The following is a 14,527-nucleotide window of genomic DNA, read 5'->3' as shown; positions in this document are numbered from 1 at the left end:
TGCCTGGAGACCCCCTCTCTTGGGAAGGGGAGGGGCCGTGCCCTCCTGCCCGGGCCGACTATCAAGGAGTAAAAATGAGGTGAAGACAATGGCACAAGCTTTCTTTGGCGGCGTTCATCCCCATGATATGAAGGCCGCAACCAATGAAAAGGCCATCGAGCAGCTGGCTCCGCCGGCTGTTGTGGTCATCCCCATGTCGATGCACTTTGGCGCGCCCTGCACGCCCCTGGTCAAGGCCGGGGACCACGTGAAGGTGGGCCAGAAGATCGGCGAATTCCACGGATTGGGCGCCCCGATTCACGCCAGCGTTTCCGGCACGGTGAAGGCAGTGGAACCCCGCCCCTATTCCATGGGCGGCAACATCACGTCTGTGGTCATTGAAAACGACATGCAGGACGAGGTGAGCGAAGAGGTCCAGGCCCCCGCGGATCCCAATGCCCTCAGCGTGGAGGAGATGGTGGAGATCGTCAAGAACGCCGGCATCGTCGGCATGGGCGGCGCTACGTTCCCCACCCACGTGAAGATCACCAGCGGCATCGGCAAGGTGAACACCGTCATCATCAATGGCGCGGAGTGCGAGCCCTACATCACGGGCGACCACCGCACCATGCTGGAGCGGCCTGAGGAGATCATTGGCGGCGCCAAGTTCCTGGCCAAGATGTTCGGCGTGGACAAGGTCGTCATCGGCGTGGAGGACAACAAGCGCAACGGCATCGACGCCATGAACAAGGTCATTGCCGAGCAGAAGGCCCCCGTGGTGGTGGAGCCCCTGCGCTGCCGCTACCCCCAGGGCGGTGAGAAACAGCTCTGCCAGGCCATCACCGGCCGCCAGGTGCCCCCCGGCGGACTGCCCGCCGATATCGGCTGCGCCGTATTCAACATCAACACCACATGCGCCATCTACCGGGCCCTGACCACCGGTATGCCCGTGGTGCGCAAGATCGTCACCGTCTCCGGCTCCGGCGTGGTGGAGCCCAAGAACTTGGAGTGCCCCATCGGCACCCCCGTCTCCAGCCTGTTGGACGCCTGCGGCGGCCTGAAGGACGGTACATACAAGCTGATCGCCGGCGGCCCCATGATGGGCATGGCCCAGTACACCGCGGACATCTCCGTGGCCAAGGGCACCGGCGCCATCCTGGCCTTCTGCGAGAACGAGGAGAAGACCGTGGAGAATCCCCAGTGCATCCGCTGCGGCAAGTGCGTGTCCGTCTGCCCGATGCACCTGGAGCCCCTGTTCATGTACCAGTATGCCTCCAAGGGCATGGTGGAGGAGCTGAATGACGCCCACATCATGGACTGCATGGAGTGCGGCGCCTGCTCCTACATCTGCCCGGCCCGGATGCACCTGACCCATATGTTCAAAACCGGCAAGCAGCTGGTGAAGGACAAGGCGGCCGCTGACCGGGCTGCCGCCGAGGCAAAGAAAAAGGCCGAAGAAGCAAAGGAGGCCGCTGCGAAATGACTGACTACAAGAATCTCAAACTGATTGCCACTTCTTCTCCCCACATCCGGGCGGCGGAGAACACCCGCTCCATCATGCTGGATGTTATCATCGCCATGATGCCCGCCCTGATCTGGGCCATTGTGAAGTTCGGCTTCCGGGCCCTGACTCTGACTGCCGTGTCCGTGGTGGGCTGCATGTTCTTTGAGTGGGGCTATCGCAAGCTCATGAAGAAGCCCCAGTCCGTGAACGATCTCTCCGCCGCGGTTACCGGCATCCTGCTGGCGTTCGTGTGCCCGGTGAACATGCCCTACTGGATGATCCTGGTGGGCGACTTCTTCGCCATCGTGGTGGTCAAGCAGCTGTTCGGCGGCATCGGCAAGAACTTCGTCAACCCCGCGCTGGCGGGCCGTGCCGCCCTGGTGGCCAGCTATGCCGGCACCATGAGCGGCGCCTGGGCGGATCCCCAGGCCGGCTGGGTGCCCCTGGCCGGCACTGCCGACGTGGTTACCGCTGCCACGCCTCTGGCCTATATGAAGACCGGCGACATGGCCGGCCTCACCAGCCAGTACAGCGTGACGGATATGTTCCTGGGCAATATCGGCGGCTCCCTGGGCGAGATCTCCGCCCTGCTGCTGATCGTGGGCGGAGCGTATCTGATCTGGCGCAAGGTCATCAGCTGGCAGACCCCCGCGGCCTACATCGCCACCGTGGCCGTGCTGACCTTCCTGTTCCCCAAGGGCGGCGCCGACAATCTGCAGTTCATGCTGTACAGCATCTTCGGCGGCGGCCTGATGCTGGGTGCCTTCTTCATGGCCACTGACTACACCACCTCCCCCGTCACCAAGACCGGCCAGCTGATCTTCGGCCTGGGCTGCGGCCTGCTGACGGTGTTCATCCGCTACTTCGGCTCCTATCCCGAGGGCGTGTGCTACTCCATCATGATTATGAACCTGGTAGTGGCGCTGATCGACAAGGCTGTGAAGCCCTCTCGCTTCGGCGTTGTGAAATCCGCTAACAAGGAGGCGGCTGCGAAATGAGCAACGAAGTCAAGACCAAAGAAAAGATTGATATGGACCCCAAGTACATCGTAAAGCTGACTGTGACCCTGCTGGGGACCTGCCTGATCGTGGCACTGCTGCTGGGTCTGGTCAACGGTGTGACGGCCGGCCCCATCGCTGAGATCAACCAGCAGAAGACTGAAGCGGCCATGCTGGCCGTGGTGTCCGATCCGGACAACACCACCTTCTCCGACGCGCTGGAACTGTCTGGCGACATGACCGCTGCGGCCACAGCTGCCGGCGGCACCCTGAACGAGATGTACGAGGTCCAGGTGAACGGCGAGGCCGCCGGCTATGCCGTAAAGGTCACCGCCTCCGGCTCCCAGGGCAGCATTGAAATGATGGTGGGCGTGGACGCGGAAGGCGCCGTCACTGGCGTTTCTGTCGTCAACCACTCTGAGACCTCCGGCATCGGCACGAAGGTCGTGGGCAACGAACCCACCGCCTCCGGCGTGGGCGTGCTGGACCAGTTTATCGGCAAGAGCGCGGCGGACGGCACTCTGACGGTGGGCACTAACGTGGACGCCATCACCGGCGCCACCGTCTCCACCAAGGGTGTGACTGCCGGCGTGAATGCGGCGCTGGCTGCCGTGGCTGCCATGGGCTGAGAAGGGAGGAGCAATTCATGAATTTAGGCAAACAGTTCAAAGAGGGACTGATCACCAACAACCCTGTGCTGGTGCAGGTGCTGGGCATGTGTTCCACCATGGCCATCACCACCTCGTTCTTCAACGGCCTGGGCATGGGCGTGGCGGTCACCGTCATCCTGACCCTTTCCAATGTCATCATCGCGGCTATCCGCAAGATCGTGCCGGACAAGATCCGTATCGCCATGTTCATTGTGGTGATCGCTGGCTTCGTGACCTGCGTGGATCTGCTGATCCAGGCATTCGTTCCGGCCCTGTCCGAGTCGCTGGGCGTGTTCATCCCCCTGATCGTGGTGAACTGCATCATCCTGGGCCGGGCGGAGTCCTTCTCCTACAAGAACGGTGTGGCCGCTTCCTTCTGGGACGGTATCTTCCAGGGCTTTGGCTACACTGTGGTGCTGATGGTTATGTGCATCATCCGTGAGTTTCTGGGCGCCGGCACCTTCGGCGGCGGTATCCTCAACGGCGGCGACGGTATTCAGATCCTGCCGGAGCAGTTCCCCATCGGCATGCTGACCCTGCCCGTCGGCGGCTTCCTGGTGCTGGGCTGCCTCATTGCCCTGATGCAGTGGGCGCTGTCCAGACCTAAGAAAAATAAGGAGGAGAGCAAATAATGGATCAAATCTATGAACTCCTGGCAATTACGCTGGGTGCCATTCTGGCAAACAACTTCATCTTCTCCCAGTTCTTAGGCATCTGCCCCTTCCTGGGTGTTTCCAAGAAGGTGGACACCGCTGTGGGCATGGGCATCGCTGTGACGTTCGTCATGGGACTGGCTTCCGCCGTGTGCTATGCGGTCAACGAGTTCGTCCTGGTTCGCTTTGGACTGGAGTATATGCAGACCGTGACCTTCATTCTGGTCATCGCATCCCTGGTCCAGTTCGTGGAGATGTTTTTACAGAAATCCATGCCGTCTCTGTACACGGCTCTGGGTGTGTATCTGCCCCTGATTACCACCAACTGCGCCGTACTGGGCGTGGTGCTGCTGAACGTGCAGAACAACTATAACTTCATCTCCTCCGTAGTTTACGGCATCACCGGCGGCCTGGGCTTCCTGCTGGCCATCGTGTTGTTCGCCAGCATCCGGGAGCGGCTGGTGTTTGCGGACTATCCCAAGGCGTTTGAGGGCTTTCCCATCGCCCTGGTCACCGCTGGTCTGATGGCCCTGGCGTTTATGGGCTTCTCCGGTTTGAAGGTCTGGTAAGAGGAGGCAAGAGGAAAATGGATATCGGAAATGTCATTGCTGCCGTTGTGGTGCTGGCTGTCCTCGGCGCCGTGTTCGGCTTCATCTTGGCAGTAGCCTCCAAGGTCTTTGAGGTAAAGAAGGACCCCCGGGAAGAGGAAATCCTCAGCCATCTGGCCGGCGCCAACTGCGGCGGCTGCGGCTTCCCCGGCTGCGCCGGCTGTGCCGCCGCCATCCTGGCGGGCACGGCTCCGGTGAATGCGTGCGCCCCTGCCGGCGCGGAGAATGCTGCCGCCATCGCAAAGATCATGGGCCAGGAGGCTCCCTCCGGTGAGCGGAAGGTGGCTTTTGTCCGCTGCAACGGCGGCACCAACGCCGCCAAGCGTTATGAGTACGTCGGTGTGAAGGACTGCCTGTCCGCCACCAAGGTGGCCGGTGGTCCTCTGGAGTGCCAGTTCGGCTGTCTGGGCTTCGGCTCCTGCGTGTCCGCCTGCCAGTTCGGCGCCATGTCCATCGGTCCCAACGGCGCCGCCGTGGTGGACCCGGACAAGTGCACCGACTGCATGGCCTGCGCCAAGGCCTGCCCCCGCCATCTGATTACGGAGGTCCCTGTGTCCAAGAAGGTCCACGTGGCCTGCGCCAACCAGGACAAGGGCAAGGCTGCCATGAGCGTCTGCACCCACTCCTGCATTGGCTGCGGCCTGTGCCAGAAGGAGTGCAAGAAGGACGCCATTCATGTGGTGAACGGCGTGGCCGTCATCGACTACGACAAGTGCGTGGGCTGCAAGCTCTGCACCAAGGTCTGCCCGCGGGACGCCATCCTTCCCATCGCCACCGCGGAGGAGAAGGAGAAGTACAAGGCCATCAAGAAGGCCCAGGCGGAGAAGGCCGCTGCCGCGAAGGCTGCGGAGACCGCTGGCGCTGCCCAGTAACGTAGAGTAAGTGAAAAAACGATCCCGGCCGAAAGGGCCGGGATCGTTTTTTCACAGGGGGATATCCACCTCGTACGCCTGATCGATCAGAATACAGGGATACCCCCAGGTCTCGCACATCTGCTGATAGTGCGCGTTATCCAGGAGGAGAGTCTCTTTCGTACAGGTGGAATCGTCAATGCGCCGCTCTGCCGCACAGGCATATTTTTGTATGTCTGCAAAATGGGTCTCGATATATGCCTTGGTCATCACAAGGCAGCAAAAGCGGATTTCCCGGAGATAGGACGGCGTAAAGTCCTGACTCCAGCGTGGGGGGACATAACAGCCCTCCACGATCAGATCCTGGCGGTTTTCAATGGCGGTTTTGATGATCTCCCGCACAATCGGCCACAGATAGGACTCCAGCTCCCGGTCATCCTCCGGCGTGAGGCGGGTGTTGCCGCTTCGGATAAGTCCCATTTTCAGAAGATCCATGGAGAGACAGGGATAGCGGTATGTCTGGAGAAGTCTCTGGGCCAGCAGGGTTTTGCCTGTGTGCGAGGCGCCGGTAATCAAAAGAACCATCTGCGGATCGCCTCCTCTCCCATTCGGGTTGCGGTCATCTTAACACATGGACCGGATTGCCGCAAGGTGTGCTGGAAAAACGGCGGAAACCCTTGCTTTTTTCCGCGAAAGTCCTATAATGGACAATATCTAACAGGCAGAGTAGGGACATACGTGTACATCCAGTGCTGGAGAGACGGGGAGTTGCTCTTCGGACGAAAGGACCGCGAGTCCGCAGTGTGTGTCCCGCATCCCGCTGCCGCATACAGGGACCCTTTCGGCCTTCCTCTGTGCGGCATCTCCGAATTTCGGACTGCCAAAACAGAAGGAGGTTTTTTATGTACGCACATCCCTTTTCCGCCGACTACTGGCGGGACGCGTCCCGGGAGGTCCGGGACCTTCGGAAGCTGCTGTTCTCCGCCCTGATGATCGCCCTGTGCATTGTGCTGGCCCAAGTGCCCTCGGTGCCGCTGTTCGGCGGGGCCAAGGTCACCTGGGGCTTCCTGGCCCGGTCCGTCTGTGCTTGGGTCTGCGGCCCGGTGCTGGGCCTGCTGTTCGCCTTTGCGGAGGACATCCTCAGCTTCTTCCTCACTGGAGGAGGCGGCTATCCCTTTTTCCCCGGCTATACTCTGACCACCATGCTGGGTGTGCTGACCTACGCTCTGTTCCTGTACCGGGCGCCCCTGCGGGTCTGGCGGATCTTCTGCGCCAAGCTGGTCACCAATGTGCAGAACGTGGTGCTGGGGGCGCTGTGGATCGCCATTCTCAACAGCAACGGCCGCTTCAGCCTGGAGGCCTGGTATGCCAGCGCGTCTCTCAGCGCGGTGAAAAACCTCATCATGCTGCCGGTGCAGACGGTGCTGCTGGTGCTTCTACTGCGGGCGCTGCAGCCAGCCCTTCAGCGGACGGGGATGCTGCCCCGGCAGGGGGCGGGGGCCAGGCCGGACTGAGCGGACAGGGGGACCATGTGAGACGAAAAACCGGCCGCGGCAGGCGGCCGGTTTTTGATTTGCGGAGCCGCGGAAAATGTTCAAAAATCCGATGGCATTTGTTTACAATTTGTTTATATCCATCCGTTGACAATGAAGGCGCGTGGTGGTAAACTCGTTTTAGCACTCCGGAGAAAGGAGTGCTAAAACCAGCGTGAGACAGCTTGGACCAGAGGTGCTTTTTGTGGAACTCACAGACCGGAAAAAGCAAATACTGAAAGTGGTGGTGGAGGACTATGTCCGTACTGCAGAGCCGGTGGGTTCCAAGGCCATTGCCGCGGAGATGGGCGGCGTCAGCTCCGCCACCATTCGCAACGAGCTGTCGGATCTGACGGAGCTGGGCTATCTGGAACAGCCCCACACCTCCGCTGGGCGGGTGCCCTCTCCCAAGGGTTACCGGCTGTATGTCAACGAGCTGATGGAGCGCCAGCGGCTCTCCATCGCAGAGACGGAGCGGATCAACCAGTCCCTCCAGATGCGGATGGAGGAGCTGGACCGGGTGATCTCCCAGGCGGGCCGAGCGGTGAGTTCTCTGATGAACTACCCCGCCTATGTGGCCGCCACCGGCAAGAAGCAGATGACCGCCCGGCGGTTTGAGCTGCTGCCCGTGGATGAGCACAGCTGCATCGTGGTCATGATGATGGGCGACAACCGGGTGAAGAGCCAGCTGCTGCGGATGCAGCTGAAGGTGGACACCGAGCAGATGCCCACCCTGGTGAACCTGCTGAACAGCAACTTCACCGGGATCTCCGCAGACGAGATGAACCGGCGGCTGATGGATGTGTCCGAACAGGTGACGCCCCAGATGTTCCTGCTGTTGAGCCAGACCATCGCCTACGCGGCGGATGTGCTGCAGGAGGCGGGGCAGAAAGAGGTGTTTACCGTGGGCACCAGCCAACTGCTGAAGCTGCCGGAGTTCCGGGACGCAGACAAGGCCCACCAGCTGATGAGCTTTTTGTCCGACAGCAAGGAGAATCTCCCTGTGCCGGACGAGGGGCCCATGAAGATCCTGATCGGTCCGGAGAATGTCAGCGAGGCCCTGCAGGACACCAGTGTGGTGGTGGCCAGCTATGACATCGGCAACGACATGCGGGGCCTGATCGGCGTGGTGGGACCCACACGAATGGATTACGGAACCGTGGCCGCCCGGCTCTCCGGCTTTGCGGAGGGATTGACGCGGCTGTTCGGCAAACAGGAATTACCCCCGAAGGAGGATGCAAAAGAATGAGCGAAGAGACGAAGCAGCCGGCGGAGGAGACGCCGGAAGAGCCGCAGGAGGCTCCTCAGGAAGAGGCTCCCCCCGCGGAGGAGAAGGTGCCCGATGAGAAGGCGGAGAAGGCCGCCAGGGGCAAGAAGAAAAAGGAAAAGACCTACACCCTGACCCGGGAGCAGATGGAGGCGGCGGAGCTGGCCGCCCGGCAGTTGGAGTCCGTGAAGGATCAGTTCGTCCGGCTGACGGCAGAGTACGACAACTACCGCAAGCGCACCGCTAAGGAGAAAGACAATCTCTACCAGGACGCCAAGGCGGACACCATCAAGGAGTTCCTGGCGGTGTACGACAACCTGGAGCGGGCTGTGGCCACTGAGGGCGATGAGGACTCTCCCCACAAGAAGGGGCTGGAGATGATCTTCCACCAGTACCAGGAGATCCTGAAGAAGCTGGGAGTCACGGAGATCGAGGCCCAGGGCCAGCCATTTGACCCGGAAAAGCACAACGCCGTTATGCACATCGATGATGAGAACCTTGGGGAGAACGTGGTATCCCAGGTGTTCCAGGCGGGGTTCCTGCTGGGTGACAAGGTGATCCGACACGCTATTGTGCAGGTGGCAAACTGAGCGAATTCGAGAGGGGGACTGTGTCCCCCCTCGACCTTCCCCCGCACCAGGGACATCGGCCACTGGCGTGTGCGCCCAAGGCGCACGAGCCAACGTGTTTTTGTCAGGCATATATCCTGACAAATCATTGCAATGGATTCGCCTGGCGTGAATGAAAACAACAATCGCAAATTTTTATTTGTTGAGATAGAATTATTTGATCATAAATTGGAGGCAATCATTATGTCTAAGGTTATCGGTATCGACTTAGGTACGACAAATAGCTGTGTGGCCGTCATGGAGGGCGGCGAGGCTGTGGTCATCCCCAATGCGGAGGGCAACCGGACCACCCCGTCCGTGGTGGCTTTCTCCAAGACCGGCGAGCGCATGGTGGGTCAAGTGGCTAAACGCCAGGCCATTACCAATCCGGACCGCACCATCTCTTCCATCAAGCGGGAGATGGGCAGCGATTATAAAGTGACCATTGACAGCAAGAGCTACACCCCCCAGGAGATCAGCGCCATGATCCTCCAGAAGCTGAAGGCGGACGCTGAGGCCTATCTGGGTAGCACAGTCACCGAGGCGGTCATCACGGTTCCCGCCTACTTCACTGACTCCCAGCGCCAGGCCACCAAGGACGCCGGCAGGATCGCCGGCCTGGACGTGAAACGCATCATCAACGAACCTACCGCCGCGGCCCTGGCCTACGGCGTGGATAAGGAACAGAGCCAGAAGATCATGGTGTACGACCTGGGCGGCGGCACGTTCGATGTGTCCATCCTGGACATCGACGACGGCGTGATCGAGGTCCTGGCCACCGCCGGTAACAACCGCCTGGGCGGCGATGACTTCGACGAGTGCATCATGAAGTGGCTGGTCAGCGAGTTCAAGCGCACCGACGGCGTGGACCTGTCCACCGACCGAGTGGCTATGCAGCGGCTGAAGGAGGCCGCCGAGAAGGCCAAGATCGAGCTCTCCGGCGTCACCACCAGCAACATCAACCTGCCCTATATCACCGCCGACGCCAACGGCCCCAAGCACCTGGACGTGACCCTGTCCCGGGCCAAGTTCAACGAGCTGACCGCCCATCTGGTGGACGCCACCATGGGCCCCGTGCGCCAGGCCATGTCCGACGCGGGCCTGAAGCCCAGTGACCTGAGCAAGGTCCTGCTGGTGGGCGGCTCCAGCCGGATCCCCGCCGTGCAGGAGGCCGTGAAGAACTTCACCGGCAACGAGCCCTTCAAGGGCATCAACCCCGACGAGTGCGTGGCCATGGGCGCCGCCCTGCAGGCGGGCGTCCTCACCGGCGACGTGAAGGGGCTGCTGCTGCTGGATGTCACACCCCTGTCCCTGGGCATTGAGACCATGGGCGGCGTGTTCACCAAGCTGATCGACCGGAACACCACCATCCCCGTGAAGAAGAGCCAGATCTTCTCCACCGCCGCTGACAACCAGACCAGCGTGGAGGTCAACGTCCTCCAGGGCGAGCGGGAGATGGCCGCGGCCAACAAGTCTCTGGGCCGCTTCCACCTGGACGGCATCGCTCCGGCCCGCCGCGGCGTGCCCCAGATCGAGGTGACTTTCGACATCGACGCCAACGGCATCGTCAACGTCTCCGCCAAGGACCTGGGCACCGGCAAGGAGCAGCATATCACCATCACTTCCTCCTCCAACATGAGCAAGGAGGACATTGAGAAGGCCGTCAAGGAGGCCGAGCAGTATGCTGCCCAGGACAAGAAGCTGAAGGAGGAGGTCGAGGTCCGCAACCAGGCCGACCAGATGGTCTACCAGAGCGAGAAGACCCTCTCCGAGATGGGCGACAAGATCCCTGCCGATGACAAGAGCAAGGTCCAGGCCGGAATCGACAAACTGAAGGAGGTTCTGAAAGGCACGGATACCGCTGCCATCAAGACCGCTACCGACGAGTTGACCCAGGCCTTCTACGCCGTCAGCGAGAAGCTGTATCAGCAGGCCAATCCCCAGGGGGCCCAGGGCGGCGCCCAGCAGCAGGCCGGCCCCGACGCCGGCGCCCAGCAGGGCCAGTATTATGACGCCGACTACAAGGTGGTCGACGATGACGAGAATAACAAGAAGTGATCAGATGCCATGCGGCCGCGCGGGCGGGGGACACCCCCGCCTGCGCGGCACGCTCTCATGAATTAGGAATTAGAAATCAGGAATAAGGAATTGAGGTGTCCGGCGGAGCCGGACGGATTTCAATTCATCCGCCGGGAGCGGATTCCACAATTCCTAATTCCTAACTCCCCATTCCTAATTGAAAAGTTGGTGATTCTATGGCAGAACAGAAACGCGATTACTACGAGGTCCTGGGGGTTTCCCGGGGAGCCTCTGAGGATGAGATCAAAAAGGCCTATAAAAAAATGGCCCGGAAGTATCACCCGGACCTGAATCCGGGGGACAAGACGGCGGAGGAGAAGTTCAAGGAGGTCAACGAGGCCTATGAGGTCCTCTCCGACGCGGACAAGAAGGCCCGGTACGACCAGTACGGCCATGCGGGCGTTGACCCCAACTTCGGCGCCGGGGGCTTCGGCGGCGGATTCGACGGGAGCTTCGACTTCGGCGACCTGGGGGACATCTTCGGCAGCTTTTTCGGCGGCGGCTTCGGCGGCGGGCGGCGCACCAATCCCAACGCCCCCCAGCGGGGCGAGAGCATCCGCATGTCCATCGCCATCAGCTTCGAGGAGGCGGCCTTCGGCTGTGAGAAGGCAGTCACCGTGGAGCGGTATGAGACCTGCGACACCTGCCACGGCAACGGCTGTGCCCCCGGCACGTCGCCGGAGGTGTGCCCGGACTGCCACGGCACCGGGACGGTCCAGGTCCGGCGGCAGACGCCCATGGGCGTGTTCGCCACCTCCTCCCCCTGCCCCAAGTGCGGCGGCAAGGGGCGGATTATCCACCAGCCCTGCAAGGACTGCCGGGGCAGTGGTATGGTGCGCAAGAAAAAGACCATTCAGGCCAGCATTCCCGCCGGCATCGACAACGGGCAGACCATCTCCATCCGTGGACAGGGCAACGCCGGCAAGAACGGCGGCCCGGCGGGCGACCTGCTGATTACCATTACGGTCCGGCCTCACGAGCTGTTCCGGCGGGAGGGCACCTCCGTCCTGTGCGAGGCGCCCATCACCTTCACCCAGGCGGTGCTGGGTGCGGAGCTGGAGATCCCCACCATCGACGGCAAAGTGAAGTATACCCTGCCGGAGGGCACCCAGTCCGGCACCACCTTCCGCCTGAAGGGCAAGGGCATCCCCTCCATCAACGGCCGGGGGCGGGGCGACCAGTATGTCACCGTCTACATTGAAACCCCCAAAAATCTGAACAAGGAGCAGAAGGAAGCCCTGAAGAAGTTCGCCGAGACCATGGGCGAGAGCAATTACGAGGAGCAGAAGAAGTTCTTCAAGAAGTTCAAAAAGTGAGGCACGTATGTATTTAGCCGACTACCACGTCCACTCCCGCATCTCACCGGACGCCTCCGCCTCCATGCAGGAGATGGCGGAGGCGGCCATCCGGCTGGGGTTCCAGGAGATCTGCTTCACAGACCATGTGGAGCCCATCCGGTTCGGCACCACCGAACCCCGGGGGGCCTATGACTGGGATCCCATGATTGCGGAGTTCCGCGCCGCCCGGACGGCGGTGGGGGACCGGATCACGTTGCGCCTGGGCGCGGAGCTGGGAGACGCCGTGTGGGGCATCAGGCGGATGGAGTCCATGCTGGCGGAGGCCCCGCCGCTGGACTTTCTCATCGGCTCCATCCACACCCTGTCGGAGAAGATGGAGGGCCGGGACCTGTATTTCCTTACCCCGCGGGATGAACAGGAAGCGCGGGACTGCCTTGCCGACTACCTGGGCCAGGTGCGGAAGCTCGCGGAGTGGGGGCGATTCCAGGTACTGGGCCATCTGACGCTGCCCCTGCGGTATTTGAACGAGAACCGGGGGATGCATGTCAGCTTCGACGGGTTCGAGGAGGAGATCGCGGAGATCTTCCGCCTCATCATCCCCAAGGGCATCGGGATCGAGCTCAACACCAACCGGGGCAACACCCCGCTGCCGGACGAAAAGTGGCTGCAGCTGTACCGCTCCCTGGGCGGCGAGATCGTCACCCTGGGGACGGATGCCCACACGCCGGGGTTTGTGGGCTGTGCCGTCCGGGAGGGGCAGGCGCTGCTGCGGGCCTGCGGATTCCGCCGTTTTGCCGCCTTCCGGCAGGGGAAACCGGTGTGGCATGAATTGTGATTTGCTTTTCAGGGGAAAACTGGCTATAATAAATCCATTCCAGCCCCATTCCTCTCCGAATGGGATGACTTGATTTGAAAAGGAGAACGATCACCATGAAAATCGCTCTGGGTTCTGATCACGGCGGCTACGCGCTGAAATGCGACATCATCCAGCTTCTGGAGAAGCTGGGCCATGAATACAAGGACTTCGGCTGCTACTCGACGGAGAGCTGCGACTACCCCGACTTCGGCGAGGCGGCGGCCCGGGCTGTGGCCTCCGGCGAGTATGATCGGGGCATCGTCATCTGCACCACCGGCATCGGCATCTCCATTGCCGCCAACAAGGTGCAGGGTATCCGCTGCGCCCACTGTGCCGACTCCCTGGAGGCGGAGATGACCCGCCGCCACAACGACGCCAATATGCTTGCCATCGGCGCGGGGTTCACCGGCAAGAACCTGGCGGAGCGGATGGTGGAGGTGTTCCTCTCCACGGACTTTGAGGGTGGCCGGCATGAGCGGCGCGTGAACAAGCTCAACGCCATCCAGCCCTGACGGGCAGGGGCAATCTCCTGGAGAAGAGGTGACGGACATGGGAGGCACCAAGGGCTACCGGAGCTACCGGGGCAGGACCTCCAAGGGGAAGATCGCGCTGGCAGTGCTGCTGGTGCTCATCATCCTGGCGGCGGTGGGCTTTCTATGGCTGCAGGAGTATATCGTCTATGATAGGGACGGCAGCTTCCACCTGGAGTTGCCATGGAAGACGGAGACGCCCCCCGCGGAAGAGGAAGTGCCCCCAGAGGACGTAGAGATTACCATTCAGGAGCCGGAGAAGCCGAAGGCTCTGGCTGCCTTCTCTGCTTCCGCCGCGCCGCTGACCCAGGCGGGCTGGAAAGATGCCTGGCTGGGAGCCTCTGTGATGTCTGCTCCCGCCTATAACGCTGCTGCCGTCACGCTGAAAGACAGCACCGGACACATCTACTTTGCTGCCACTGGCGCCGCGGCCGGCACCGTGAGCACGGCGGAGGACACGGCGGCGGCTCTGGCGGAGGTGACGGAAAGCAGTTACCACTCCATCGGCCGGATGAGCTGCTTCCTGGACCCCATTGCCGCCCGCGCGGACGTGGAGGGCATGGGACTGAAGAACACCGGCGGCTATATCTTCTACGACGGGAACAACGGAAACTGGCTGGATCCCAGCAAGCCGGCGGCCCGGCAGTACCTGTGCACCCTGGCGGCGGAGCTGGCACAACAGGGTTTTGATGAAATCCTGCTAACGGATGTGGGCTATCCCACAGTAGGGAAGCTGGACAAGATCGACTACAACGGCGCCGACCGGGCGGCCAGCATCCGGCTGTTCCTGGAGGAGCTGCGCAGCGCTCTGGGTGAGTATGGTGTGGCTGTCTCCATTGAGCTGCCGCCGGAGGTCATCACCTCCGGCGCCGACGACACTGCCGGCCTGGTACTCTCGGATATCGCCCCGCTGGTGGACCGAGTCTACGCCGTCACCACGGTTGACCAGATCCCCGCGCTGGAAGCGGCGGTCAGTGCCGCCGGTGAGGACACGGACTTCGTGGCGGAGCTAACGGGCCACAGCCCTGATGTGACCGGCAGCTGCCTGATCCTTGCAGATTGAAGACAGATGAAGAGGAGAGCGCCCGTGCCGATTGGCACGGGCGCTTTTCTG

General features: G+C 61.7%; 15 protein-coding genes and 1 riboswitch. Of the genes, 14 read left to right on the top strand and 1 reads right to left on the bottom strand.

The features are described 5' to 3' along the window. Positions 1–88 precede the first annotated feature (88 nt). Genes rsxC through DN611_RS13965 form a run of 6 tightly spaced genes read left to right on the top strand, consistent with a single transcriptional unit; the run spans position 89 to position 5,264 of the window. Entirely contained in the window at positions 89–1,462 is a 1,374-nt protein-coding gene (rsxC, locus tag DN611_RS13990) for an electron transport complex subunit RsxC (RefSeq protein WP_021748240.1), read from the top strand. Then, positions 1,459–2,481, top strand: coding sequence for an RnfABCDGE type electron transport complex subunit D (locus DN611_RS13985; protein WP_021748241.1), 1,023 nt, complete (start codon positions 1,459–1,461; stop codon positions 2,479–2,481). Before rsxC ends, DN611_RS13985 begins: the two co-directional genes overlap by 4 nt. Further along, the gene (locus DN611_RS13980) at positions 2,478–3,110 is read left to right on the top strand and encodes an RnfABCDGE type electron transport complex subunit G (protein ID WP_021748242.1); all 633 of its coding nucleotides are present in this window, start codon (positions 2,478–2,480) and stop codon (positions 3,108–3,110) included. Before DN611_RS13985 ends, DN611_RS13980 begins: the two co-directional genes overlap by 4 nt. A 17-nt stretch (positions 3,111–3,127) precedes the next feature. Continuing rightward, on the top strand, positions 3,128–3,763 hold the full coding sequence (gene rsxE / locus DN611_RS13975; protein WP_021748243.1) for an electron transport complex subunit RsxE: 636 nt from the start codon (positions 3,128–3,130) through the stop codon (positions 3,761–3,763). Continuing rightward, positions 3,763–4,353: an electron transport complex subunit RsxA gene (gene rsxA, locus DN611_RS13970; RefSeq protein WP_021748244.1), complete on the top strand. Its 591-nt coding sequence runs from the start codon at positions 3,763–3,765 to the stop codon at positions 4,351–4,353. Before rsxE ends, rsxA begins: the two co-directional genes overlap by 1 nt. A gap of 17 nt (positions 4,354–4,370) precedes the next feature. Continuing rightward, the gene (locus DN611_RS13965) at positions 4,371–5,264 is read left to right on the top strand and encodes an RnfABCDGE type electron transport complex subunit B (RefSeq protein ID WP_021748245.1); all 894 of its coding nucleotides are present in this window, start codon (positions 4,371–4,373) and stop codon (positions 5,262–5,264) included. A 51-nt stretch (positions 5,265–5,315) separates the two neighbouring features. On the opposite strand, the gene DN611_RS13960 is transcribed toward DN611_RS13965, so the two are convergent. Beyond that, positions 5,316–5,828: an adenylate kinase gene (locus DN611_RS13960; RefSeq protein WP_119311647.1), complete on the bottom strand. Its 513-nt coding sequence runs from the start codon at positions 5,826–5,828 to the stop codon at positions 5,316–5,318. 135 nt (positions 5,829–5,963) lie between these two features. Beyond that, positions 5,964–6,068: riboswitch (THF riboswitch) on the top strand. Positions 6,069–6,145: 77 nt separating this feature from the next. Between DN611_RS13960 and DN611_RS13955 the strand changes: the two genes are divergently transcribed. From DN611_RS13955 to DN611_RS13920, 8 genes are all read left to right on the top strand, one after another. Beyond that, positions 6,146–6,757 (top strand): folate family ECF transporter S component, encoded by a 612-nt coding sequence (locus tag DN611_RS13955; RefSeq protein ID WP_021748247.1) that lies wholly within the window; start codon positions 6,146–6,148, stop codon positions 6,755–6,757. 223 nt (positions 6,758–6,980) lie between these two features. Next, a complete protein-coding gene (hrcA, locus tag DN611_RS13950) occupies positions 6,981–8,024 on the top strand; it encodes a heat-inducible transcriptional repressor HrcA (RefSeq protein ID WP_119311950.1) in 1,044 nt (347 codons plus the stop codon). Then, complete coding sequence (gene grpE / locus DN611_RS13945) at positions 8,021–8,632, top strand: nucleotide exchange factor GrpE (protein ID WP_021748250.1); 612 nt, start codon at positions 8,021–8,023, stop codon at positions 8,630–8,632. The genes hrcA and grpE overlap by 4 nt, the downstream gene beginning before the upstream one ends. A gap of 222 nt (positions 8,633–8,854) precedes the next feature. Next, on the top strand, positions 8,855–10,708 hold the full coding sequence (dnaK, locus tag DN611_RS13940) for a molecular chaperone DnaK (RefSeq protein WP_119311646.1): 1,854 nt from the start codon (positions 8,855–8,857) through the stop codon (positions 10,706–10,708). Between the two features lie 197 nt (positions 10,709–10,905). Then, on the top strand, positions 10,906–12,045 hold the full coding sequence (gene dnaJ, locus DN611_RS13935; RefSeq protein WP_021748252.1) for a molecular chaperone DnaJ: 1,140 nt from the start codon (positions 10,906–10,908) through the stop codon (positions 12,043–12,045). Between the two features lie 7 nt (positions 12,046–12,052). After that, positions 12,053–12,862: a histidinol-phosphatase HisJ family protein gene (locus tag DN611_RS13930; RefSeq protein WP_119311645.1), complete on the top strand. Its 810-nt coding sequence runs from the start codon at positions 12,053–12,055 to the stop codon at positions 12,860–12,862. Positions 12,863–12,957: 95 nt separating this feature from the next. Next, positions 12,958–13,395 (top strand): ribose 5-phosphate isomerase B, encoded by a 438-nt coding sequence (gene rpiB / locus DN611_RS13925; RefSeq protein WP_021748254.1) that lies wholly within the window; start codon positions 12,958–12,960, stop codon positions 13,393–13,395. A gap of 37 nt (positions 13,396–13,432) precedes the next feature. Continuing rightward, entirely contained in the window at positions 13,433–14,476 is a 1,044-nt protein-coding gene (locus DN611_RS13920) for a putative glycoside hydrolase (RefSeq protein ID WP_025545080.1), read from the top strand. Positions 14,477–14,527: the final 51 nt, after the last annotated feature.

The sequence above is a fragment of the Oscillibacter sp. PEA192 genome (assembly GCF_003574015.1).
GTDB lineage: Bacteria > Bacillota > Clostridia > Oscillospirales > Oscillospiraceae > Oscillibacter > Oscillibacter welbionis.
This window is presented reverse-complemented; position numbering and strand designations above follow the sequence as displayed.